General features: G+C 38.5%; 22 protein-coding genes and 1 tRNA gene. 14 read left to right on the top strand and 9 right to left on the bottom strand.

Translation table 11 applies throughout. The features are described 5' to 3' along the window. Positions 1-48 precede the first annotated feature (48 nt). Genes K2F45_RS13295 through K2F45_RS13310 form a run of 4 tightly spaced genes read right to left on the bottom strand, consistent with a single transcriptional unit; the run spans position 49 to position 4197 of the window. Positions 49-750, bottom strand: coding sequence for a phosphoadenylyl-sulfate reductase (locus tag K2F45_RS13295; RefSeq protein WP_248933800.1), 702 nt, complete (start codon positions 748-750; stop codon positions 49-51). Beyond that, complete coding sequence (locus K2F45_RS13300; protein WP_075992616.1) at positions 740-1318, bottom strand: precorrin-2 dehydrogenase/sirohydrochlorin ferrochelatase family protein; 579 nt, start codon at positions 1316-1318, stop codon at positions 740-742. Before K2F45_RS13300 ends, K2F45_RS13295 begins: the two co-directional genes overlap by 11 nt. Positions 1319-1320: 2 nt before the next feature. Further along, positions 1321-2079, bottom strand: a complete 759-nt coding sequence (gene cobA, locus K2F45_RS13305) for a uroporphyrinogen-III C-methyltransferase (protein ID WP_075992617.1) — start codon at positions 2077-2079, stop codon at positions 1321-1323. A 12-nt stretch (positions 2080-2091) separates the two neighbouring features. Continuing rightward, positions 2092-4197 (bottom strand): HEPN domain-containing protein, encoded by a 2106-nt coding sequence (locus K2F45_RS13310; protein ID WP_088161558.1) that lies wholly within the window; start codon positions 4195-4197, stop codon positions 2092-2094. 199 nt (positions 4198-4396) lie between these two features. Between K2F45_RS13310 and K2F45_RS13315 the strand changes: the two genes are divergently transcribed. Genes K2F45_RS13315 through K2F45_RS13330 form a run of 4 tightly spaced genes read left to right on the top strand, consistent with a single transcriptional unit; the run spans position 4397 to position 7823 of the window. Further along, positions 4397-5314, top strand: coding sequence for a PstS family phosphate ABC transporter substrate-binding protein (locus K2F45_RS13315; protein ID WP_248933801.1), 918 nt, complete (start codon positions 4397-4399; stop codon positions 5312-5314). A gap of 1 nt (position 5315) precedes the next feature. Next, the gene (gene pstC / locus K2F45_RS13320) at positions 5316-6212 is read left to right on the top strand and encodes a phosphate ABC transporter permease subunit PstC (RefSeq protein WP_075992619.1); all 897 of its coding nucleotides are present in this window, start codon (positions 5316-5318) and stop codon (positions 6210-6212) included. Further along, the gene (locus K2F45_RS13325) at positions 6205-7056 is read left to right on the top strand and encodes a PstA family ABC transporter permease (protein WP_075992620.1); all 852 of its coding nucleotides are present in this window, start codon (positions 6205-6207) and stop codon (positions 7054-7056) included. Before pstC ends, K2F45_RS13325 begins: the two co-directional genes overlap by 8 nt. Continuing rightward, positions 7014-7823, top strand: a complete 810-nt coding sequence (locus K2F45_RS13330; protein WP_075992621.1) for a phosphate ABC transporter ATP-binding protein — start codon at positions 7014-7016, stop codon at positions 7821-7823. The genes K2F45_RS13325 and K2F45_RS13330 overlap by 43 nt, the downstream gene beginning before the upstream one ends. Positions 7824-8127: 304 nt before the next feature. Here the strand turns inward: K2F45_RS13330 and bshB1 are convergent, their stop codons facing one another. From bshB1 to K2F45_RS13345, 3 genes are all read right to left on the bottom strand, one after another. Further along, positions 8128-8859 (bottom strand): bacillithiol biosynthesis deacetylase BshB1, encoded by a 732-nt coding sequence (gene bshB1 / locus K2F45_RS13335; RefSeq protein ID WP_075992622.1) that lies wholly within the window; start codon positions 8857-8859, stop codon positions 8128-8130. A 173-nt stretch (positions 8860-9032) separates the two neighbouring features. Beyond that, positions 9033-9524: a glutathione peroxidase gene (locus K2F45_RS13340; RefSeq protein WP_075992623.1), complete on the bottom strand. Its 492-nt coding sequence runs from the start codon at positions 9522-9524 to the stop codon at positions 9033-9035. A 19-nt stretch (positions 9525-9543) separates the two neighbouring features. Then, a complete protein-coding gene (locus tag K2F45_RS13345; protein WP_075992624.1) occupies positions 9544-10176 on the bottom strand; it encodes a DUF4294 domain-containing protein in 633 nt (210 codons plus the stop codon). A 151-nt stretch (positions 10177-10327) separates the two neighbouring features. On the opposite strand from K2F45_RS13345, the gene K2F45_RS13350 reads away from it, so the two are divergent. From K2F45_RS13350 to K2F45_RS13375, 6 genes are all read left to right on the top strand, one after another. Beyond that, positions 10328-12547, top strand: coding sequence for a RelA/SpoT family protein (locus K2F45_RS13350; RefSeq protein WP_075992625.1), 2220 nt, complete (start codon positions 10328-10330; stop codon positions 12545-12547). A 110-nt stretch (positions 12548-12657) separates the two neighbouring features. After that, positions 12658-13149 carry a Fur family transcriptional regulator gene (locus tag K2F45_RS13355; RefSeq protein ID WP_075992626.1) on the top strand — a complete coding sequence of 164 codons (492 nt, stop codon included), beginning with the start codon at positions 12658-12660 and terminating at the stop codon, positions 13147-13149. 128 nt (positions 13150-13277) lie between these two features. Further along, on the top strand, positions 13278-14555 hold the full coding sequence (locus K2F45_RS13360) for an adenylosuccinate synthase (protein ID WP_070564133.1): 1278 nt from the start codon (positions 13278-13280) through the stop codon (positions 14553-14555). A 3-nt stretch (positions 14556-14558) separates the two neighbouring features. Further along, a complete protein-coding gene (locus K2F45_RS13365) occupies positions 14559-15845 on the top strand; it encodes an anthranilate synthase component I family protein (RefSeq protein ID WP_248931715.1) in 1287 nt (428 codons plus the stop codon). A 61-nt stretch (positions 15846-15906) separates the two neighbouring features. Next, positions 15907-16572 carry a TatD family hydrolase gene (locus K2F45_RS13370; RefSeq protein WP_083663628.1) on the top strand — a complete coding sequence of 222 codons (666 nt, stop codon included), beginning with the start codon at positions 15907-15909 and terminating at the stop codon, positions 16570-16572. 77 nt (positions 16573-16649) lie between these two features. Next, a complete protein-coding gene (locus K2F45_RS13375; protein WP_075992627.1) occupies positions 16650-17375 on the top strand; it encodes a tRNA threonylcarbamoyladenosine dehydratase in 726 nt (241 codons plus the stop codon). Between the two features lie 74 nt (positions 17376-17449). On the opposite strand, the gene K2F45_RS13380 is transcribed toward K2F45_RS13375, so the two are convergent. Next, positions 17450-18001: a BON domain-containing protein gene (locus K2F45_RS13380; RefSeq protein ID WP_157698454.1), complete on the bottom strand. Its 552-nt coding sequence runs from the start codon at positions 17999-18001 to the stop codon at positions 17450-17452. Positions 18002-18036: 35 nt separating this feature from the next. Further along, the gene (locus tag K2F45_RS13385; protein WP_083663630.1) at positions 18037-18537 is read right to left on the bottom strand and encodes a GreA/GreB family elongation factor; all 501 of its coding nucleotides are present in this window, start codon (positions 18535-18537) and stop codon (positions 18037-18039) included. 114 nt (positions 18538-18651) lie between these two features. Between K2F45_RS13385 and K2F45_RS13390 the strand changes: the two genes are divergently transcribed. The 4 genes from K2F45_RS13390 to K2F45_RS13405 all read left to right on the top strand — a co-directional run bounded on the left by K2F45_RS13390 (position 18652) and on the right by K2F45_RS13405 (position 20690). After that, a tRNA-Ser gene (locus K2F45_RS13390) sits at positions 18652-18739 on the top strand. A 564-nt stretch (positions 18740-19303) separates the two neighbouring features. After that, a complete protein-coding gene (locus K2F45_RS13395) occupies positions 19304-19516 on the top strand; it encodes a hypothetical protein (RefSeq protein WP_075992629.1) in 213 nt (70 codons plus the stop codon). Positions 19517-19518: 2 nt separating this feature from the next. Then, positions 19519-20064 (top strand): hypothetical protein, encoded by a 546-nt coding sequence (locus K2F45_RS13400; RefSeq protein WP_075992630.1) that lies wholly within the window; start codon positions 19519-19521, stop codon positions 20062-20064. Continuing rightward, positions 20061-20690, top strand: coding sequence for a GNAT family N-acetyltransferase (locus K2F45_RS13405; protein WP_237241654.1), 630 nt, complete (start codon positions 20061-20063; stop codon positions 20688-20690). The genes K2F45_RS13400 and K2F45_RS13405 overlap by 4 nt, the downstream gene beginning before the upstream one ends. The last annotated feature ends 7 nt before the right edge of the window (positions 20691-20697 follow it).

Consider the following 20697-nt stretch of genomic DNA (forward strand, 5'->3'; position numbering starts at 1 on the left):
GAAATAATAAAATTTGATTTAATGAATTTGGGTTTCTGCTTCGCTATTTTATGATTTAACACCGTGCAAACCACATTCTTTTTTACTTTGATCTTCCCACCACCATCTACCAGCACGGAAGTCCTCTCCTTCTTGTATCGCTCTTGTGCAAGGTTGACAACCGATACTTGGGAAGCCCCTGTCGTGCAACACATTGTATGGAATATGTTGTTCTTTACAATAATTTTTTACTTCCTCAAAAGTCCAGTCAAATAAAGGGTGGATTTTGAGGATTTGGTTTGCTTCATCGTATTCGATAAAGTCCATATCGTGGCGATTGATGGATTGATCTGATCGGATGCCCGTTACCCAAATTTTTTTTCCTTTAATCGCACGTTGTAAAGGTTCAATTTTCCTTATCCTACAACATTCCTTTCGATTCTCAACCGATTCATAGAAGGAGTTTGGGCCTTTTCTGCTGATAAAATCTTCCAACAATGTTGTATCTGCAGTATAGGTTTTGATGGGCAATTGATAACGCTCCAAGGTACGGCTCCACAGGGAATAGGTTTCTTTGAACAGTCGTCCAGTATCCAGCGTGAATATTTCGATATTAATATTATTTTTACCAATCCATTCCGTGATTACTTGATCCTCAATACCGAAAGAGGTTGAAAAAACTACCTCATTAGGAAATAGTGATGCTATTGTTTGTAAGAGCTCCACTCCTTTTTTTTCGCCAATAATTTCTTTAATTTCCTTAACGTTCATAACGTAATATATTTTTGGTATGCTCGTTCAACTGCTTTACTTTGTATTCGAAATCTCCTCTAAGCTGCTCTCGATAAGTACTCATGAGTGACAGTGTTTCGTCAATTTCCTCAGGTAGCAGGTCATTTAATAGTTCTTTCACCCTTTTGGCAATTGTTGGTGATTTACCATTGGTGGAAATGGCTATTTTCAGGTCGCCTTTTTTAACAATGGATCCCAGATAGAAGTCGCATAAGTCGGGTTTGTCCGCAGCATTAAATAGGATGTTATTTTGCGTTGTTAGATTACGCAACTGCTCGTTAAGCTCTATGTTATTGGTTGCTGCAATGACAAGTTGTTTGTCGGTAAGGTCATCTGGTGTAAAAGGGCGAATGAAGAGCTGAATTTGTGCGTAATTTTGCAATAGTTCCTCAAATTCTGGGATGATTTCCCTAGTCACAATGGTCAGTCTTAATTTCTCATCATTGGAAATTAAAGCCTGAAATTTTTCCAATGCAACTTTCCCGCCTCCAACAAGTAAGGTGTCAATTTGATTTAGTTTGACGAATATTGGAAATAGCTGGTTCATATTTATAAAGCTAAAGCTTTTTCTTTAATGTTCTGGAATGAACGATGCTTAGCAACGACCTCGCCGATTACAATAATCGCTGGTACACCGACCCTTTTCTCAGTTGATTCATCAAGAATATTATCGATAGTACCCAGTACAACCTTTTCATTAGGCAATGAACCATTTTGAATCAAGGCTATTGGTAAATTGTGAAGATTTCTTTCACGGTAAATTTCCACGATCTCTGCCAATTTTCCATAGCCCATCAAGACAACGACGGTGGCCTTGGATTCTGCCGCCAGATAAAGATCTGTTGATAGTGAGCCATCCGATTTGGAGCCTGTGATGACCCAAAAGCTCTCACTGATTCCCCGGTAAGTTAATGGAAGTTGTTGTAGTCCGGTAAGCCCAATTGCGGAGGAAATACCCGGCACAACTGCAGTTTCAATACCGTATTGTTGTACGTAATCAATTTCTTCTCCACCACGACCAAAAACAAATGGATCACCACCTTTTAGACGGACCACATGGCCATAGTTTAAGGCATAATCAACCAAAAGGCGATTAATTTCATCCTGTGAAGTAGAGAGTTGTTCTGCTCGTTTTCCAACATATATCTTGATGCATTCAGCCTGTGCGTAATCCAGTAATTCTTCATTCACCAAGGCATCGTATAAAATGACATCTGCTTTTTCTATTGCTTTGATGCCCTTTAGGCTGATCAGATCCGGGTCACCCGGACCTGCTCCTACCAATGTTACTTTTGCTTTTATTGACATACCTATTCCCTCCTATACCAATACTGGTTTTAAATTTTTGCGTTGATAGACTTCATTGATAAACTTCGTTGCTTCCTGAAGATAGTTAATTGCAAAATGCTCCGTTGGTTCATTTTTACTCATCTGTAAGACTAATTCCGGAAACGTTTGGTCAAAATTATATTCACCTGTTTCCACGAAATGCGTTTGGAATTCGTTGATTACGATATTTTGTGTACTTGCGCTAACTCCCTTATCCAATAATAGGGCTTTTGCTGCTTGTACAAAGGCATTATAGGCATGATAAATTGCATCCGAGAATTTGGATTCTTGAAATGTTTCATTTGCCCATTGTAACTTTTCTTCCGCCTCATAGATCAACGTGGCAACCAAGTCAATAACGACACCCGCACACTCGCCAACCCCGATGGCTGTTTGGAAAGTTCCTTCATGCCCCCAGTCGACAAATTCGTCTTCAGCAAGATTGGTTAGATCCGATAGCGGTTTTAAAAGATTATAAAAGTAATTCTTACTTTGTCTGTCGTAGTAAGCATGGAAATTTTCATTTGCTTCCGCATTTTTTTTATAATCATTTAGCACCCATTCGACAACATGTAGAACTCTTTTTGTTGGTACTTTGATAATACGCTCTGCGACACGCCCTTCACCATTGCCAATTGTTCCACCGCCAAGCATAACTTGTGCTGCAGGAACCACTTTGCCCTCCGCTTTGACGGAACTACCATGAAAGCCAATATGTGCCAGGCCATGTTGCCCGCAAGAATTCATACAACCAGAAATTTTTATTTTTAAATCACGATTAAAGACAAAATCTTGGTGAAATTCAGCGATATAAGATTCAATAACCCGAGCCATTTCGGTACTGTTTGAGATACCTAGATTGCAGGTGTCTGTACCAGGGCAAGTTGTTACATCTGCTGTACTATCAAAACCGACCTGAGCTAGATCCAAAGATTTAAGTAATTGATAGATATGTGGCAGTGACTTTTCTGTTGCGTATTTTAGCAGTAAGCTTTGGTTTTGCGTGATACGGATATCGTCAGCGACCAAATTGTTCAGACCAGCAACCAACGCGCGAGATTTATCTGTACCAATATCCCCCGTGGATACCCGCACATAAACACCATAATATCCGTCTTGTTTTTGCGCGAATGTATTGGTGCCCTTCCAGACCTGATAGTTTAAATCGCTATCTAGATCAATAGTAGATAGCCGGCTGTCATCTGGTGGTAATGGCTGTTCGATTTTGGTTCGGTCGATCGGATAGCTTTTCACCTTCGTAGCAATTTTTTCGGCTTCAATTAAATTTAGCACTTCTTCCAACCCTAATTTCTGAATAAGGTATTTGAATCGAGCTTTATTGCGGTTATTTCTTTCACCATAACGATCAAAGACACGAAGTGTAGCTTCTATATAAGGGATCAGTTCATCTTCTGGTAGAAACTCACTTGTTACTGATGCTAAGAAAGGCTGAGATCCCAATCCCCCACCCAATAGTACTTTAAAACCCCTCGTTTCCACACCATTGACAACTTTTAGTTTTGGAATAAAACCAAGGTCATGAATATAGGAAAATGCAGTGTCTTCATCACTGGCAGAAAATGACATTTTGAATTTTCTTCCCATTTCCGCACATACTGGATTGCGCAAAAAATATTCAAAAGTTGCCTGAGCATATGGCGAAACATCAAAAGGCTCCTTTGGATCGATTCCTGAACTTGGAGATGCTGTGACATTACGGACTGTATTCCCACAAGCTTCACGTAATGTAATATCGTCTTCAGCTAATTTGGACCAAAGTTCTGGTGTACGGTCAAGACTAACGTAATGAATCTGTATATCTTGACGTGTGGTCAGGTGCAGGTTGCGGCTTGCGTATTCGTCTGATATCGCTGCAATTTTGTTCAATTGCTTAAACGTAACCTTTCCAAATGGAAGTTTTATACGAACCATTTGAACTCCAGGTTGTCTTTGTCCATATACCCCCCTAGCCAAACGCAACGATCTAAATTTCTCGTCGGCAATTTTGCCCTCATGGAACAATCGAATCTTTTTTTCAAGTTCGATAATTTCCTTTTCCACGATTGGGTTCTCTAATTCTGTGCGGAAGCTTTGCATATAACAAATAAAATCTATTGATTTAGTATTCTTTTCTCGAGGTCAAATGTAAAAATATTTTTTTAATATTCTATAATATCTACCAAATTAATATATATTTGCCCTATAAAATTTAATATACAAAACCTGTAGACTTTTAGGTGTAATGATGAGAAAGTGTTTTATAGTTCTGATTTTAAGCTGTGTAATCGTATTTAAAATGACTTCCTGTGCGCCGAAAGTTAAAAATGGTTACAGCAAGGAACATGGTTTTGAAGGGAATATTTCTTTGTCCGGTGCATTTGCCCTTTATCCTTTGGCAGTGGTTTGGAGTGAAGATTTTAAAAAAATGCACCCGAATGTTCGCTTCAATATTTCAGCTGGAGGTGCTGGAAAAGGGATTGCAGATGTTCTTACAGGGATGGTTGATATCGGGATGGTGTCGAGAGATCTGCATGAGCAAGAAATAAAAAAAGGAGCTGTTCCGATTATTGTTGCTAAAGATGCTGTTATCTGTACAATCAATCCTGACAACCCTAATTATCCTGCTATTTTGAAGCGTGGTTTGAGTCGCAAAGAATTGTTGAATATTTTTGTGGATCGAAAGTTCAAGACCTGGAAAGAGATCGATTCTCAGTTTACGGCGGACCCTATCAACGTGTATGTGCGTTCCGATGCCGCTGGAGCAGCTGAAACATGGGCCAAATTTTTTGGTCATAAGCAGGAAGATCTGCAAGGTATTGGCATTTTTGGTGACCCCGGGATTGCCCAAGCTATTAAGGATGATATCAATGGGATTGGATTCAATAACATTAACTACGTTTATAATCTAAAAACTAACAAGGTCTTTGACCGTATTGCTGTTGTTCCTTTGGATCTGAATAAAAATGGACATGTTGAAGATGATGAGCAGTTTTATGGTACCCTATCTAATTTGACTGAGGCCGTTGCTACGGGGAAATACCCTGCTCCACCTTCAAGAGAGTTAACCTTTGTAACGCGTAATAAGACCGAATCCCTTCTGTTGAAGGAGTTTATTTCTTTTGTACTCCAGAAACAGGGGCAATCGCAACTCCTTGAAAATGGTTATGTCCCACTAAATGAAACACTGATAAAAGAAGAACTTAATAAGTTATAGCATGCTAAATACTCGTCTCGTTAAAGATACACTGGTCAAGCGATCCACTTTGCTCCTCTTACTGATTTCACTTTCAGTTGTGGTGATTATTGCAGTTGGTTTAACCATAAAATCGATTCCGTTATTTGAATATAGTAATATCTTTCAACTGTTAACCGACAAGGTTTGGTCACCAATGAAAGGGTCGTTTGGCTTTTTGCCTTTTATTGCAGGTACGCTTGCTGTTACCTTGATTTCTCTTGCTATTGCGATTCCGCTTTGTATACTGACAGCTGTTTATTTGACTGAATATGCTTCGGATGCCTTAAAGAATATGATGTTTCCGTTGGTCAATATTTTAGCGGCAATACCACCGGTTCTTTATGGTGTTTGGGGAGTGTTATTTATTGTGCCTTTAATTCAGTTGTATATAGCTCCCGTCTTTGGGGTTGTTACATCGGGTTATTCTGTGCTTGCCGGTGGAATTGTATTAGCGGTGATGATTTTTCCCATTATGATTTCTATTATGGTAGAGGTGCTTCAAACGATACCCTATGAGTTAAAAGCGGCTTCGCTATCCTTGGGTGCGACAAAATGGGACACCATCAAACATGTTATTCTGAAGAAAGCTAGACCTGGGATTGTGGCTGCAATTGTTTTGTCAACATCTAGGGCCTTTGGTGAAACAATTGCGGTATTGATGGTCTGCGGCAATGTTGCAAAAGTACCGACTTCGGTATTTGATGCGGGATATCCAATTCCAGCATTAATAGCCAATAATTTTGGGGAAATGATGTCAATTCCACTCTATGAATCTGCATTAATGTTCTCCGCGTTGCTGCTGTTTGTAATCATATTTGTTTTTAACTTAATATCTCGTCTTATATTGAGACGACTGGAAGGAGCTCAGCATGGATAATACGAAAAGACGGCTATTGAGTGAAAAGGTAGCCAAAGGTTTTATGCATCTCTCTGGGATAACTGTGACTGCTTCCCTATTTTTTATCGTAGGAACTATCTTGTATAAGGGGCTTCCTTATCTCAGTTGGGAGATGGTTAGTCAGTTACCAAAAGGTGGGTTTTATATTGGAAAAGAAGGTGGGATTTTGAATGCGATTTTGGGTTCTCTTTATTTAGCAGGTGTCGCAACAGCCTTGTCTGCAATTATAGGAATTCCGATTTCGTTGTACCTTAATGTTTATTTGGGAACAAAATCAAAAGTGACACAACTTTCTAAACTGTTGTTTGATGTATTGTATGGTGTCCCTTCTATCGTGTATGGGGCTGTTGGTTTTGGGATTATGGTTTATTTAGGTATTCGAGCTTCACTGTTGGGGGGAATCATTACAGTGACATTGCTGACCATTCCAATTGTGGTTCGTACCGTGGATGAATTGATCAAAACCATTCCTGAAGACCTAAAAAATGTCACTCTTTCGCTAGGGACGACACGCTGGGAATTGGCTAAGGTTATGCTAAAGAGCATCCGAACAGGGCTTCTTACTGCGATTTTACTGGCTTTTGGACGTGCTATTGGTGATGTTGCAGGCGTTTTATTGACAACTGGTTTTAGTGATAATCTTCCAAAATATATTGATGAACCGGCAGCAACGTTGCCATTGGCCATATTTTTTCAGTTAAGTAGTCCTATTCCTGAAGTTCAGGGTCGCGCTTATGCTTCAGCTTTAGTTTTAACAATCATTATTTTAATTATTGTAGTATGCACTCATATCCTTCAATCGAAACAAAAAAATCGTCGATAACAGACCCCTTGAGCGATCCACACATTGAAATCAAGGATCTTAATGTCCATATTGACGGCCGACATATACTCAAAAACATTAATCTTGCCCTGCCTAACAATAGTGTAACTTCTATTATTGGTCCTTCGGGTTGTGGAAAGACTACGCTTTTAAAGACGCTTAATAGATTGGTAGATGATACCAAGGGTGTTGAAATAACGGGTTCTGTTCTCGTTAATGGTGAGGATATTTATGGCAGAAATGCTGAGGTAACACATATCCGTAAGAAAATGGGTCTCTTATCCCAAAAGCCCTACCCGTTGCCAATGTCGATCTATGATAATGTGGCTTATGGCCCCCGTATACATGGTACACGAAGCAAAAAGGAATTGGATAGAATTGTAGAGACGCAATTGCGAAATGTGGCTCTATGGGACGAAGTTAAGGATCGACTTGGACATTCGGCCAGCGGATTGTCCATTGGTCAGCAACAAAGGCTTTGTCTTGCAAGAGGTTTGGCTGTAGAGCCTGAGATTATCCTTGGGGATGAATCGACATCAGCATTAGATCCCCTTTCTACTGCTAAAATTGAGGAATTATTAATTGAATTGAAGAAAGATTATACCATTGTATTGGTGACGCATATATTGCGGCAGGCGCGACGCGTTTCTGACTATATTTTGTTTGTCTATGGTGGAGAGATTCTTGAGTTTGGACCAACAGAACAAGTTTTATTGAATCCGCAGAATGAAATCACAAAACAGTATGTAAAAGGATTTATTTCCTAAAAGGTTAAGAAGCGTCCACGCTGGATCAAGTTTATGAGAAAGCAAAGAAGATTTGCTGATAAAAAGAAAAGGCCAAAGGTTTATTTTGAAGCCAAAAACGATGGTCTAATTTCTTCTGAGGGTTATGTTCCCGATAATTGTCAAGACGATTGCTTTGTTGGATAAACTTCAGTAAAATCAGCATGCTGCTGGTGTTGTTTCCATAAAATCAGTTTGTAAACTTTGTTTCAGGAATTATGCGGGACGATTCTAGTTAAAACATGAATAATCCCGCATTTTATTTTACTATAGTATCAGATAAGTTCTACTTCAGATGAAATAAATCATCAACGCCAAGTATCTTCTTTGAAGTAAACCCTTCCGCATATTTCGCTTGGATGTACCGTCCAAATTCTCGCGCTCTAGCAGCAGTTGATTCCATGAAATCCGGATTAGAAATATAAGTCTGTGGTTCATCCGGGTTTACATTTTCTCCGGTATAAAATTGAGTTTTGTAAGCTAATACAGATTTTTCTTTAATGTGATAATAATCCGTTATATCAATGACAACATCAGGTTTGATATAATAGTCCTGTACAAATTGCAGTACCAATCTGGGGCGGTAGGCCTCCTGGGAAATATTGTTCTGATCAAAAGTTTCCACTTTTCTCAAGCCGGCAAGAAAGCAGGCTTCGTTGACCATCTGTCCGGCTCTTCCGTGGTCTGGGTGACGATCCGTAATGGCATTTGTAATGATAATTTCCGGTTGGTATTTGCGGATGGCTCTTATTACAGCCATTTTTTCTTTTTCAGCATTTTCAAAGAAACCATCTCTTAGGCCAAGATTTTCTCTAACGGCCAGCCCTAATATTTCGGCAGCATCTTTTGCTTCCTGTGCTCTGGTCTCCGCTGTGCCGCGTGTGCCGAGCTCACCTTGGGTTAAATCAACAATTCCTACCTTTTTTCCTTCAGCAACATATTTTGCCATCACACCTCCGGCGCCTAGCTCGGCGTCATCTGGATGTACAGCAATGATAAGTAAATCTAATTTTAACATATAATATTTCTCTCTTTAAATTGGCTTCCCTTTTCATGGTAAATCATTCCAATTGACCGATGGATAGCTTTGGCAGAAAGCCTTTACTAATCCCGCGTAGTTATTGATGCTAAGTCGATATACAACTTGGCCTGCGCTGTGGGGAGCTGCCGCAAATGTAAGCAGTTTATAGATTACTCTTGTAAAAGACGCTCAATATTGCGGCAAATTTTACTTGACAATGGCGAAGTAGTCGGATAATAGAAATCAATGACCTCTCCTTTTTTGTTTACCAGATATTTGTGGAAATTCCAGGAAGGTTTACTATTAATGTGTCCATTTTGATCTTTGCTCGACAGAAAACTGTATAGAGGTGTTGTATATTCGCCGATAACATGGCTACGCTTAAAAACAGGGAAACTCACCTGTTGATTGATCCGGCAGAATGTCTCTAGCGTACCACCGGTTAACGGTTCCTGGTTACGAAAGTTATTTGCTGGAAATGCCAGAATTTCGAAGCCTTGGTCTTTATATTTTTGGTAGAGTTTTTCGAGCGATTTAAATTGTCTGGTAAAGAGACATTGGCTGGCAGTATTGACGATGAGTAAAACTTTACCTTCAAAGTCAGCGAGGGATTTTTTTTTACCGTTAAACTGAAGTGCGTCAAAGTCGTATACTGTTTTCATCTGGTTTTGGTTTGATTGGTCACATGACAGGTTGAGGTCTCGACTTTTCGAATTCCCTAATGATATTTTCAATGGCAAAGTCTTCTTTTGGGTCATAAGTTGACTTTAGGTTGTGACCGAATATTTTCGCAACTCCCTGATAGAAAAAAGCGGAAATCCCACCTTTCATTTCCTTTACCATTTCATAGCCAGTATGTCCCGTATAACGATCGATCAATTTAATGAGTATTTTGCCTTGTGAAATAGTCATATTTTTGATTTCTCGGTCAAACATCTGTTTTACGTCACTTTCACATTTTTCAACCAATGCTTTATGTTCCTTTTTATCCGAAGTCAGCGCGAGATCTCTGTCTAGCTGATCATATCTTTTTTGCGCATATATCGCATAAGGAAGAACCTTTAGAACATTTCTTCTAAAGCGGAGATATTCTCTTCGTGCTTCTTCACTTGACCAGGTTCTTTTGGCCACGACAGTGACCTCTGGGATCGGAAACCAGGGTAACACCTCTCCGGTTACCAAGGTTGTTGTCATATAACTGTTTACGGTCTCCTGCGCACCTTCTCCGTACAAAGGAAGAGTGAGTGATTGAGACTGTGCCCATACGGACAAAGTCCCTGTGAGGAAAAGCAAACAAAATAATATTGTCTTCATTTGGGCAATTATATAACGCTTTTTAATTTGTCAATGCTATAATATTTTGGTAGATTTATTACAAAATAAGTTAGCTTGAAAATAGTATTCAAGAATACATTAACTAAATTACACAAATTTACTCAAAAAACATCATTTACCTGCAACGTTTATGAAAGATTATGTGATTGATATTGAAGCAGAAAACAAAGAGATTAGGAAACGTTACCGTGCATTGTTGCGCGCTTGTAAGCCAACTTTACAACGCGGAGACAAGCAGGAGATCCGAAAGGCATTTGATTTAGCATTGGATAGTCATAAAGAGATGCGACGCAAATCAGGAGAGCCTTATATCTATCACCCTATTGCTGTTGCCCAGATTGCTGCTGAAGAGATTGGCTTAGGAACAACATCTATTGTATGCGCCTTGCTCCATGATGTAGTTGAAGATACCAATGTTACATTGGATGAAATTGAAGAAATGTTTGGTAAGAAAGTTCGCCGAATTATCGATGGGCTTACCAAGATTTCAGGGATTTTTGATCCAAATAGTTCCATGCAAGCGGAGAATTTCAGGAAAATGTTGCTCACACTGGCTGACGATGTTCGTGTAATTCTCATTAAATTGGCAGATCGATTGCACAATATGCGCACCATGGAATTTATGGCCAGGGATAAGCAGTTGAAGATTGCTTCGGAGACAAGTTACCTTTATGCACCATTAGCGCATCGTCTTGGGCTGTATGCGATAAAATCTGAATTGGAAGATCTCTCGATGAAATTTACCGATCCGGATACCTATAAATTTATCGCTCGAAAACTGAATGAGAAAAAAGCCGAGCGCGAAAAATTTATAGGCGATTTTATTGGTCCCATCAAAGAGATATTGGAGGAACAGGGTATTAAGGCGTCCGTATTTGGACGACCTAAATCAATCCACTCTATTTGGAATAAGATGCGAAAAAAATCGATTCCTTTTGAGGAGGTTTATGATTTGTTTGCTATACGTATTGTAATAGATGCTGTTGATGAGAAAGAAAAGACCGAATGTTGGAAAGTCTATTCTATTGTCACAGATTTATATCGCCCTAACCCCGACCGTCTTCGGGATTGGATTTCCTCTCCAAAAGGGAATGGTTATGAGTCTTTACATACTACGGTAATGGGGCCTAAAGGGCAATGGGTCGAAGTTCAGATTCGAACCAAACGGATGAATGAAATTGCAGAAAAAGGGTTTGCAGCGCATTGGAAGTATAAAGAATCAAATTCCGATTCTGGCCTGGATCAATGGATCAAAAAGGTGCGCGATGTCTTAAGTAGCCCGGATCAGAATGCGATGGATTTTGTGGATGATTTTAAGATGAATCTTTTCTCCGATGAGATTTTTATATTCACTCCCAAAGGAACGCTGATTCAACTACCCAACAATGCCACTGCTTTAGATTTTGCCTTTGAGATCCACTCTGATATTGGGGCAAGTTGTATTGGCGCCAAAGTAAATCACAAACTTGTTCCTTTAAGTCATATTTTGCAAAATGGGGATCAGGTAGAGATTATTACATCAAGCAAGCAGTCGCCTAAGGAGGATTGGTTGAATTTTGTTGTGACTGCAAAAGCAAAATCCAAAATCAGATCTTCTCTAAAAGAGGAAAAGAGAAGAGTTGCGGAGGATGGGAAAGAGATTTTGGAACGTAAGTTGAAATCGTTAAAAGTTACCTATAATACGGATAATATTAACAAAATTGCCAACTTTTTAAAATACCCCAGTTCGCAGGATCTTTTCTACAATGTTGCTAAGGGCATTGTTGACATTAGGCAACTGAGAGAATATGTAGCGCATGAAAAAGCAGTTGAAATTAATGTAAGTTCTTCATCAGGAAATCAATTTAATACCCATATAGGTGGACTAGTTGAAAAGATAAATAAGAAGGAATTCGATACGATCTTAATCGGGGACGATATGCAGAAAGTCGATTATACCTTAGCTCCTTGTTGTAACCCTATCCCTGGTGACGATGTCTTTGGCTTTTTGACCGTAAATGATGGTATAAAAATTCATCGTACAAGTTGCCCAAATGCATCCAAGCTGATGGCAAATTATGGTTATAGAATTCTAAAAGCACGTTGGGCTTCTACAAAAGATTCTGCATTTTTGACAGGTTTACATATCGTTGGCATAGATGATGTTGGATTAGTAAATAAGCTTACAACTGTTATTTCGCAAGAATTTGCTGTTAATATTCGGTCCTTGTCAATTTCAAGTAACGATGGTATTTTTGATGGTAATATTATGGTCTATGTGAATGATACTGCTCAGCTTGAAAGTTTGATGAGAAATTTAAAGCAAGTCAGAGGGATAACAGGTGTCAATCGATATGAATCGGAAAATTAATAACCAAGTGTTGGATTGAAAATTTCGCTAAGGCGACTACTATTAAGCACTATTTTTAATAGAGGAAATATCAATCTTAATTGGTAAATTTGTACAAGAATATTTTTACTATGAATCAAGCTGAAAATTTTGCAACTGTAAAAAAAATCTTTGAAGCCTACTTAGAAAATAAAAATCTAAGAAAAACACCAGAGCGCTATGCGATTTTGGAAGAGATTTATTCACGTACTGATCACTTTGATGTAGAGTCTTTGTATATTCATATGAAGAACAAGAAATATCGTGTCAGTCGTGCTACAGTTTATAATACCCTAGAACTTTTGGTCTCTTGTGATTTGGTTACAAAACACCAATTTGGAAGGAACATGGCACAATTTGAGAAGTCTTACGGGTTCAAACAACACGATCACGTGATCTGTATTGAATGTAATAAGGTTGTTGAATTCTGTGATCCACGTATCAACCAAATTCAGAGCCTCATGGGAGATCTTTTAAAATTTGACATTAAGCACCACTCACTCAATTTGTATGGTGTATGTCAAGACTGTCAACTTAAGAACAAAAAAGAAGAGGCCGTCGCTCACGAAGCTATTTCAAATTAATCTTATATTTTCTTAAATATAATAGTACATTTGTTCAGGAATGTTCAGGGGAAAAATTCCTGAACATTTTATTTTTAAATAGAGTCTATTTTTATTAATAACATTTTAATTACTATACTTTAAAAGCTATGCAAGTTGATGTGCTTTTGGGCTTACAATGGGGTGACGAGGGTAAAGGTAAAATCGTAGACGTATTTTGTCCAAAATACGATTTAATCGCTCGTTTCCAAGGCGGCCCTAACGCCGGACACACGTTGGAATTCGATAACAAGAAATTCGTACTCAACACAATTCCATCTGGTATCTTCAATGAAGGTACACTAAATCTTATTGGTAATGGTGTCGTTATCGATCCGATTATCTTAAAAAGAGAGTTAGACAACCTGAAGACAGCTGGTTTTGATCCGGTGGGTAAAGGCAATTTGGTTTTAGCGCGTAAAGCACACCTTATTCTGCCGACACACCAATTATTGGATGCTGCCTCAGAATCAAAAATGGGTGCAGGAAAAATTGGATCCACTCTGAAAGGTATTGGTCCAACTTACATGGATAAAACCGGTAGAAATGGTTTGCGTGTAGGTGATACAACACTTCCAGACTTTCAAGAGCGTTACCAAAAGTTGAAAGAAAAACATCTAAGTATTCTTTCGCACTATGGTGAAATACCTGATTTCAGTGAAAAAGAGAAAGCATTTTTAGATGCAATCGAATTCATAAAATCTATCCCACATGTGGATTCAGAGCATTTGGTGAATCAATATTTGAAAGAAGGCAAACGTGTGTTAGCTGAGGGTGCTCAAGGTACGCTTTTGGATGTTGATTTTGGTTCTTATCCATTTGTTACTTCATCTAATACCACAACAGCCGGAGCTTGTACAGGCCTGGGTATCGCACCAAATAAAATAGGTAAGGTATATGGTATCTTTAAAGCATATGCTACTCGCGTAGGTGGCGGTCCCTTCCCTACTGAACTTCACGATGAAACTGGCGAAAAATTACGTCAATTAGGTCATGAATTTGGAGCGACTACAGGGCGTGCTCGTCGCACCGGATGGATCGATATTCCGGCTTTAAAATATGCTATTATGCTGAATGGTGTGACAGACTTGATTATGATGAAGGCTGACGTTTTGGACACCTTCGACAAAATCTACGCATGTACACATTATAAATATAATGGTGAAGTGATTGATTATATGCCTTATGAAATCATCACGCATCAAGCAGAACCTATCTTAGAAGAAATTGATGGGTGGAAACAAGATTTGACCGGTATAACGTCTGAACAAGAAATACCTGAAGCATTAAAAAATTATATTTCTTATTTAGAGAAAGCTCTTGAAGTACCTATCACGATCCTATCGGTAGGTCCTGATCGTAAACAAACATTAGCTTTATCGAAATAAACTATGCGGATCGAAAGTTTTGATCTTCTCGATTCTAAAGATAAATTTCATCAAAAAGCCCTGCATTGGTCGGGGCAATTTGATGAAATTTCTTTCTTTAATAGTAATGGGATGTCGGATCAATGGGGCAAATTTGAACAGATACTGGCTGTCAAGGCATTATTCTCTTTCCGTGCAAATGAAAATGTATTTGACCAGCTCGACACTTTTTTGAGATTACATCAATCTCAGTTTATCCCTGGATTTCTATCTTACGACCTTAAGAATGAGATAGAAGAATTAAAGACAACAGGAAAGGATCAGCTCGAATTTCCAGAAGCTTATTTCTTTGTGCCAGCAATTACGCTTCGATGGACGGCAGATCAAGTGCATATAGAAGCCGAGGATCCTGTTAAAATCTATCAGGCCATTTCGGATACTCAGATTCCTGCGATAACCCCAATTTCTGTACAGGTAAAGTCGCGTTGGACAAAGTGTGAATATGTCAAAGCTTTTGAAAATGTACAGGCACATATTCAGCGTGGAGACATCTATGAAGTGAACCTTTGTCAGGAATTTTTTGCTGATGATGCTGATATCGCTCCTATGGAAGTTTATCATCGGTTGAATACCATATCACCTACGCCCTTTAGTTCATTTTTCAAGGTAGGAAATCATTTTATCATGAGTGCTTCTCCGGAGCGATTTTTAGCGAAAAGACAAGGAAAGTTGATTTCTCAGCCGATTAAAGGGACGGCCAAAAGGGGGGCAAATTCAACAGAGGACCAACAGATTATAGCTGATATGTTGAGGTCAAAAAAAGAGATCGCCGAAAATGTGATGATCGTTGATTTGGTTCGCAATGATTTGACACGAAGTGCTCTTCCCGGAACGGTTGAGGCCACTCGCCTTTTTGAGATTCAATCCTTCGAACAAGTGCATCAAATGATTTCAACTATTACCTGTATGCAAGACCCAAAAGTCGCCAATGTGGATGTATTTAGAAATACTTTTCCTGCAGGTTCGATGACAGGTGCTCCCAAAATTGCAGCTATGCAAATTTGCGATCAGCTTGAAGCTCGAAAGAGAGGTATCTATGCAGGATCTATCGGTTACTTTGACACCATGCGCGATGAATTCGATTTTAACGTTGTTATCCGTTCATTGCTTTACAATAAACAAAAAAGGTACCTTTCCTTTCATACAGGGGGAGCAGTTACTAATCAGGCAGCTGCCGATCAGGAGTATCAAGAATGTCTTTTGAAGGCTTCAGGTATTCTTGAAGCTTTAGATGCTAGCTTGGGAGAATAAAACTATACTAATTTTGTAGAGAATATTTTTTGCTTCAAGTATTTTTTCGACCTTTGTCTCGTTGGCTACACAGATTCCCTATATCGATCTACACACGCATCGGAATTATCCGATGAAAGAACGTGCTACTCTTTCCATTAAGAATATCACCTTGAACCATTCGGAGATAATTTCTGAAGCGGATTGTTCAGTAGGTTTGCACCCATGGTATATCAATGAGAATACTGAACATGATTTGGGACTCATGGTGGATGCATTAGCGCTGAGTCAGGTTTTAGCCATAGGTGAATGTGGTATGGACAAAAATATCGCCACTCCCCTCGCCGACCAACAGCTTGTGTTTGATCAACAGGTTCGCTTGGCTAAAACGTATAGGAAGCCTTTGATCATTCATTGTGTTCGAGCTTTTCAGGAGATTGTTGGTTGTTTGAAAAAAGTGAATTTTAGCGAAGCTGTTGTTTTTCATGGATATCGTAAGAACTGGACCTTGGCTCAACAGTTAATCGATCAAGGGTATTATCTTTCCATAGGAAAACATTGTTTAAACGGAAGTCAAGACGAACTTTTAGAAAATATTTCACTCAGTCATTTGTTTCTAGAAACGGATACAGATACGACCGTAGAAATTGCTACACTTTACCGATACGTTGCTCAGATCAGATCGATCGAATTGGAAGAGTTAAAGCGGGTTTTATACCAAAATTATAAGAATGTATTTAATAAATGAGGCCATCATAGTCTGTTTATTCACGTTGTCGGATAGCTATAAGGTTTCATTATAATATAAAAAACAAATTTAGATAAATGAAAGATTTAAGTTGGCTGTCACGTACCGAAGCATTGATAGGTCGATCAGCGGTTGAAAAATTGGCAAATTCGCATGTGATGGTTTTGGGATTAGGCGGTGTTGGATCATTTGCTGCCGAATTTATATGCCGAGCAGGTGTTGGAAAAATGACCATTATTGATGGAGACACCGTAGATCCATCCAATCGTAATAGGCAGCTACCTGCCTTGGCAACTAATCATGGTGAAGCAAAAGCTGAGATTATGCGAGAAAGATTAATGGCGATCAATCCGGAATTAGATTTAACTGTGATACAGGATTTTATTATTCCGGAAAAAATACCAGCTTTGCTAGATTTAGCGCCAGATTATTGTGTAGAAGCTATTGATAGTATTACACCTAAACTATTTTTTATTCGGAGAGCATTAGAAGCCAATATACCATTTGTCAGTTCAATGGGCGCCGGTGGCAAAGTTGATCCTACAAAAATAAAAATTGCTGATATCGGTAAATCTTATAATTGTAAGTTGGCCCAGCATATCCGTAAGAAATTGCGTAAACATGGTATACGTGATGGAGTGAAAGTGGCATTTTCAACTGAACTTCCAAACAAGGATTCATTATTATATACTGATGGGAGTAACTTTAAAAAGTCTGCTTATGGTACCATGTCATATCTACCAGCAGCCTTTGGTGGGGCAATAGCTTCTGTTGCTATACGAGATCTAATAGAAAATGCTTAACTTAGGTATTAAATAAACATATGAACAAATGAAGGAAGCTACCCGTTAATCGATGGATAGCTTCTTTTCGTTGTTTAGCGACTGGTGACACCTTTCATATCAATACCTTTGGGCTTGATATGCTCTAATCTTTTCTTTAGTGTATCGATTTTTGATTTTTCAAGATTACCTGTCGCAATTATAATTCCTTCCTTCACCTGAGCCGTAATGGTTGGAAAATCTTCCAGAACAAGATTGACGTCTCTCGTTAAGGTAGAATCTATCGCGCCGCCCATAATTTCATGATATTTTTCACGGGCATCTTCTGGTTCAGGAAGATTTACAATGATATTGTTGTGAATGGATTTGATACCCTCTCCCCCCGCTAATTTTGTTCTGTTTTCTATATCCTGCTTGAGCGAATCCGAACCGATCTGTCCATCCAACGTTACATTCCCTTCCTCGACATCTACTTCGATGCCTGCAGTAGTTTCCAACGCTGCCTCGATTTTTGATCTTAGTTTTTCGTCCGATTCGGGCGATCTACAAGAGTGAATAAACAGTAAAGCGCCAAGTAAGAAGATTAAAAGTAAATTATTCAATTTCATGTCATTCTTCGTTTCTGTACTAAATAAGAACAGATGCATCGACATATTGTTTAATTTTTCGGTATTTTCATCACTTAGTAGATTGCAATAACTTTCTGATTAACGTTGTTAAAAACAAAACTATCACCTATTTTTTTTCCGATAAGTAGTTGTCCAATTGGAGATGCAGGCGAAATGACGAAGATATTATTGGTCCCTATTTTTACAGCTCCAATACTTGTGGCGATCAAATATAGACCAACACTGGTTTGAACAAGCGTTCCTAATCTGGCTACATCCATTACATCATTTGGTAATGATTCTATACTGATTAGCTGCTGTAGATCTTTATTGGCTTCGAGGAGTTGTTTCTGGTAGCGGTTGATGTCCTGTTGAATCATTTCACGTGAAGTTTCATATTTGTCTCCAGCACTACTTTTGGTATCGTCATTACTTGAATCTCTTGCTGTTTCTAAAGCAGATTCTATCATTGTGATACGTTCCTGAGTACGTTTTAGTGCCATGTCGAGGATCTCCCCTTTTATGTCGAAATAATTATTTGTCATTCCGAAAAATAAGGAATAAGTTTTATTCATTAAAAAATAAAAACAATACGCTTATTCTCAATAGAATATAACAAATCCGATGGTAAATAACACGAATAAGGTTGCAATAAATTAAAAAATTGCTACATTTGTGCACTGAAACACGGAAAGGTGTCAGAGTGGTCGAATGAGCAGTCCTGGAAAGACTGTATACGGGATGACTGTATCGAGGGTTCGAATCCCTCCCTTTCCGCAAAAAAAAAACCGTCTTTAACACTGTTAAAAACGGTTTTTCTGTTTTAAGTGTTATACCAACACCAAAATCAAACCAAAGGAAGAAACGTTCTATTAGAATTTCATCTTACAAAATCCCACGTATAATAAGAGCCAAATCTGGGGAGTCGTTTATGAATACGAAATTCTGAGGAAGCTTAATGAGTTTAAAAAAGTTTTACGTTCTCCAAGGATGCAGAAATAAACTGAGTTCACGATCTTCAAGAAAACGAAATAGTTGCCCGAGTGAAAAGTACTTCTTTATACCTTGTCGGTTTCCTGAGTTAGTTGTCTAAATTTTGACTTCAGCCCCTAAAAAATTCAAATCAGTATATAACTTAAACAATCAACTGTATAATTCTTTTGTATACTTTCTTGATAAAAAGAATATACGGCGTCTGTTAATTTTTATAATGGATTATGTTGCCAATTTAAAGTCGGTCTATCAAATTTCCTGCGTATTTTGTGTTAATATTTTTTTATATTATATTAATATATGTTTATATTTAATTGATCGTATAAGCTAATGTTAATTAATTTTTAAATGAAAAGGATAATTCAAGAAGAACAACTTGTCAAAACTGGAAAGATGAAAAAAGACCCATTCACTATGTCTGCGGATGAAAAGATTCAATGGAGGCAAGAATTACAAACGAGCATTCGCTCCTACTTGTTTTCCCGTGAACAGCCGTTGGTTTATAGCAAGGATGGCCAAATGGTTGAAGAGCATAGCGATGGGACAATTCAAAGTATCTGATCATGGCAACAATATATGTGATAACTGGTCCTCCTCATATTGGGAAAAGTACTTGTGGGCAGTATTTCATTCCCGAAGGGATCAAGATACTTGACCCTAATCTCTTTGTTCAAAGCTATGCTGCACTTGGTTTAAAATATGGATATAGGAGATTTGAGGAACAACTGTTGTTGCTGTTAAGTAACGATGAAGATTTTGCTGTGGAGATCAATATCGTTAATAAGACGCATCTTCAAATGCTACAAGATATTAAAGCCTTGTACCCTGAAAATAAGATTGAAATGATCTTTTTTTACACCGATAATATGCATATATGCCATGCGAGGTCTAAGGCTAAGAAAAGTACTAGTTGTGACTCCAGCACGGACAAAATAACTCATTTATATATTCATACCATTCCGCTTGTGAAAAGGCATCTAAATCTCTTTTCCTCTGTTAAGGGGGTCGATATAAGCGAAAACGACATGGTACCTGAAACTGTGTTTAAATACCAGGATGCTGTTTCAGAGATCGAGATATCTACACATCTCCCCATATGGGCTCAATGAAAGAACATCACATTGGCTTAAATTCTATCTTTGTTCGAGCACTGTTCGGCTTTTCCTCAAGTTGTCGTCGGTTGACTTCGATGAAGACTAAAGGAAAAGTATTTATTACTATATTTGGGGATAAACCGAATATAAAAAGCATGGATGACCGCAACTTTCAACTTACTCTTAGACCGACAGTATACACGGATTTAGAAACACATTATCAGTTTCAGCTTGATGAAGAAGCAAATTATCTCGCGGCTTTTACCTCAAGTAGTTCTTCAGATAAGAAAGCTTACCTTGAGAAGTATGCTAAATTTCTCAATGAGCCAAGTATAAACAATCAAACGATTCTGATTGATGGGACAATTGTAGGAAGTATTGCGAAGTTTGTTATTGAAGGTGATGCTGAGATCACTTATTGGATTGACCGAAAATTCTGGGGACGTGGAATTGCAACAAAGGGACTTAAAGCGTTTCTTTCAATTGAAACAAACCGCCCTATGTATGGGCGCGTCGCTTTCGATAATCTCGGTTCCCAAAAAGTATTGGAAAATTGTGGTTTTGTTAGGGTTGGTACAGATCGCGGTTTTGCTAATGCACGCCAAATCGAAATTGAGGAATTTATTTATAGATTAGATTAATGAGCGA

Source organism: Sphingobacterium siyangense (assembly GCF_023277505.1).
Lineage (GTDB): Bacteria > Bacteroidota > Bacteroidia > Sphingobacteriales > Sphingobacteriaceae > Sphingobacterium > Sphingobacterium siyangense.

Coding starts and splice junctions, on each gene's coding strand:
- K2F45_RS13295 (WP_248933800.1), bottom strand. CDS start 750: ATGAACGTTAAGGAAATTAAAGAAATTATTGGCGAAAAAAAAGGAGTG.
- K2F45_RS13300 (WP_075992616.1), bottom strand. CDS start 1,318: ATGAACCAGCTATTTCCAATATTCGTCAAACTAAATCAAATTGACACC.
- cobA (WP_075992617.1), bottom strand. CDS start 2,079: ATGTCAATAAAAGCAAAAGTAACATTGGTAGGAGCAGGTCCGGGTGAC.
- K2F45_RS13310 (WP_088161558.1), bottom strand. CDS start 4,197: ATGCAAAGCTTCCGCACAGAATTAGAGAACCCAATCGTGGAAAAGGAA.
- K2F45_RS13315 (WP_248933801.1), top strand. CDS start 4,397: ATGACTTCCTGTGCGCCGAAAGTTAAAAATGGTTACAGCAAGGAACAT.
- pstC (WP_075992619.1), top strand. CDS start 5,316: ATGCTAAATACTCGTCTCGTTAAAGATACACTGGTCAAGCGATCCACT.
- K2F45_RS13325 (WP_075992620.1), top strand. CDS start 6,205: ATGGATAATACGAAAAGACGGCTATTGAGTGAAAAGGTAGCCAAAGGT.
- K2F45_RS13330 (WP_075992621.1), top strand. CDS start 7,014: ATGCACTCATATCCTTCAATCGAAACAAAAAAATCGTCGATAACAGAC.
- bshB1 (WP_075992622.1), bottom strand. CDS start 8,859: ATGTTAAAATTAGATTTACTTATCATTGCTGTACATCCAGATGACGCC.
- K2F45_RS13340 (WP_075992623.1), bottom strand. CDS start 9,524: ATGAAAACAGTATACGACTTTGACGCACTTCAGTTTAACGGTAAAAAA.
- K2F45_RS13345 (WP_075992624.1), bottom strand. CDS start 10,176: ATGAAGACAATATTATTTTGTTTGCTTTTCCTCACAGGGACTTTGTCC.
- K2F45_RS13350 (WP_075992625.1), top strand. CDS start 10,328: ATGAAAGATTATGTGATTGATATTGAAGCAGAAAACAAAGAGATTAGG.
- K2F45_RS13355 (WP_075992626.1), top strand. CDS start 12,658: ATGAATCAAGCTGAAAATTTTGCAACTGTAAAAAAAATCTTTGAAGCC.
- K2F45_RS13360 (WP_070564133.1), top strand. CDS start 13,278: ATGCAAGTTGATGTGCTTTTGGGCTTACAATGGGGTGACGAGGGTAAA.
- K2F45_RS13365 (WP_248931715.1), top strand. CDS start 14,559: ATGCGGATCGAAAGTTTTGATCTTCTCGATTCTAAAGATAAATTTCAT.
- K2F45_RS13375 (WP_075992627.1), top strand. CDS start 16,650: ATGAAAGATTTAAGTTGGCTGTCACGTACCGAAGCATTGATAGGTCGA.
- K2F45_RS13380 (WP_157698454.1), bottom strand. CDS start 18,001: ATGCATCTGTTCTTATTTAGTACAGAAACGAAGAATGACATGAAATTG.
- K2F45_RS13385 (WP_083663630.1), bottom strand. CDS start 18,537: ATGAATAAAACTTATTCCTTATTTTTCGGAATGACAAATAATTATTTC.
- K2F45_RS13395 (WP_075992629.1), top strand. CDS start 19,304: ATGAAAAGGATAATTCAAGAAGAACAACTTGTCAAAACTGGAAAGATG.
- K2F45_RS13400 (WP_075992630.1), top strand. CDS start 19,519: ATGGCAACAATATATGTGATAACTGGTCCTCCTCATATTGGGAAAAGT.
- K2F45_RS13405 (WP_237241654.1), top strand. CDS start 20,061: ATGAAAGAACATCACATTGGCTTAAATTCTATCTTTGTTCGAGCACTG.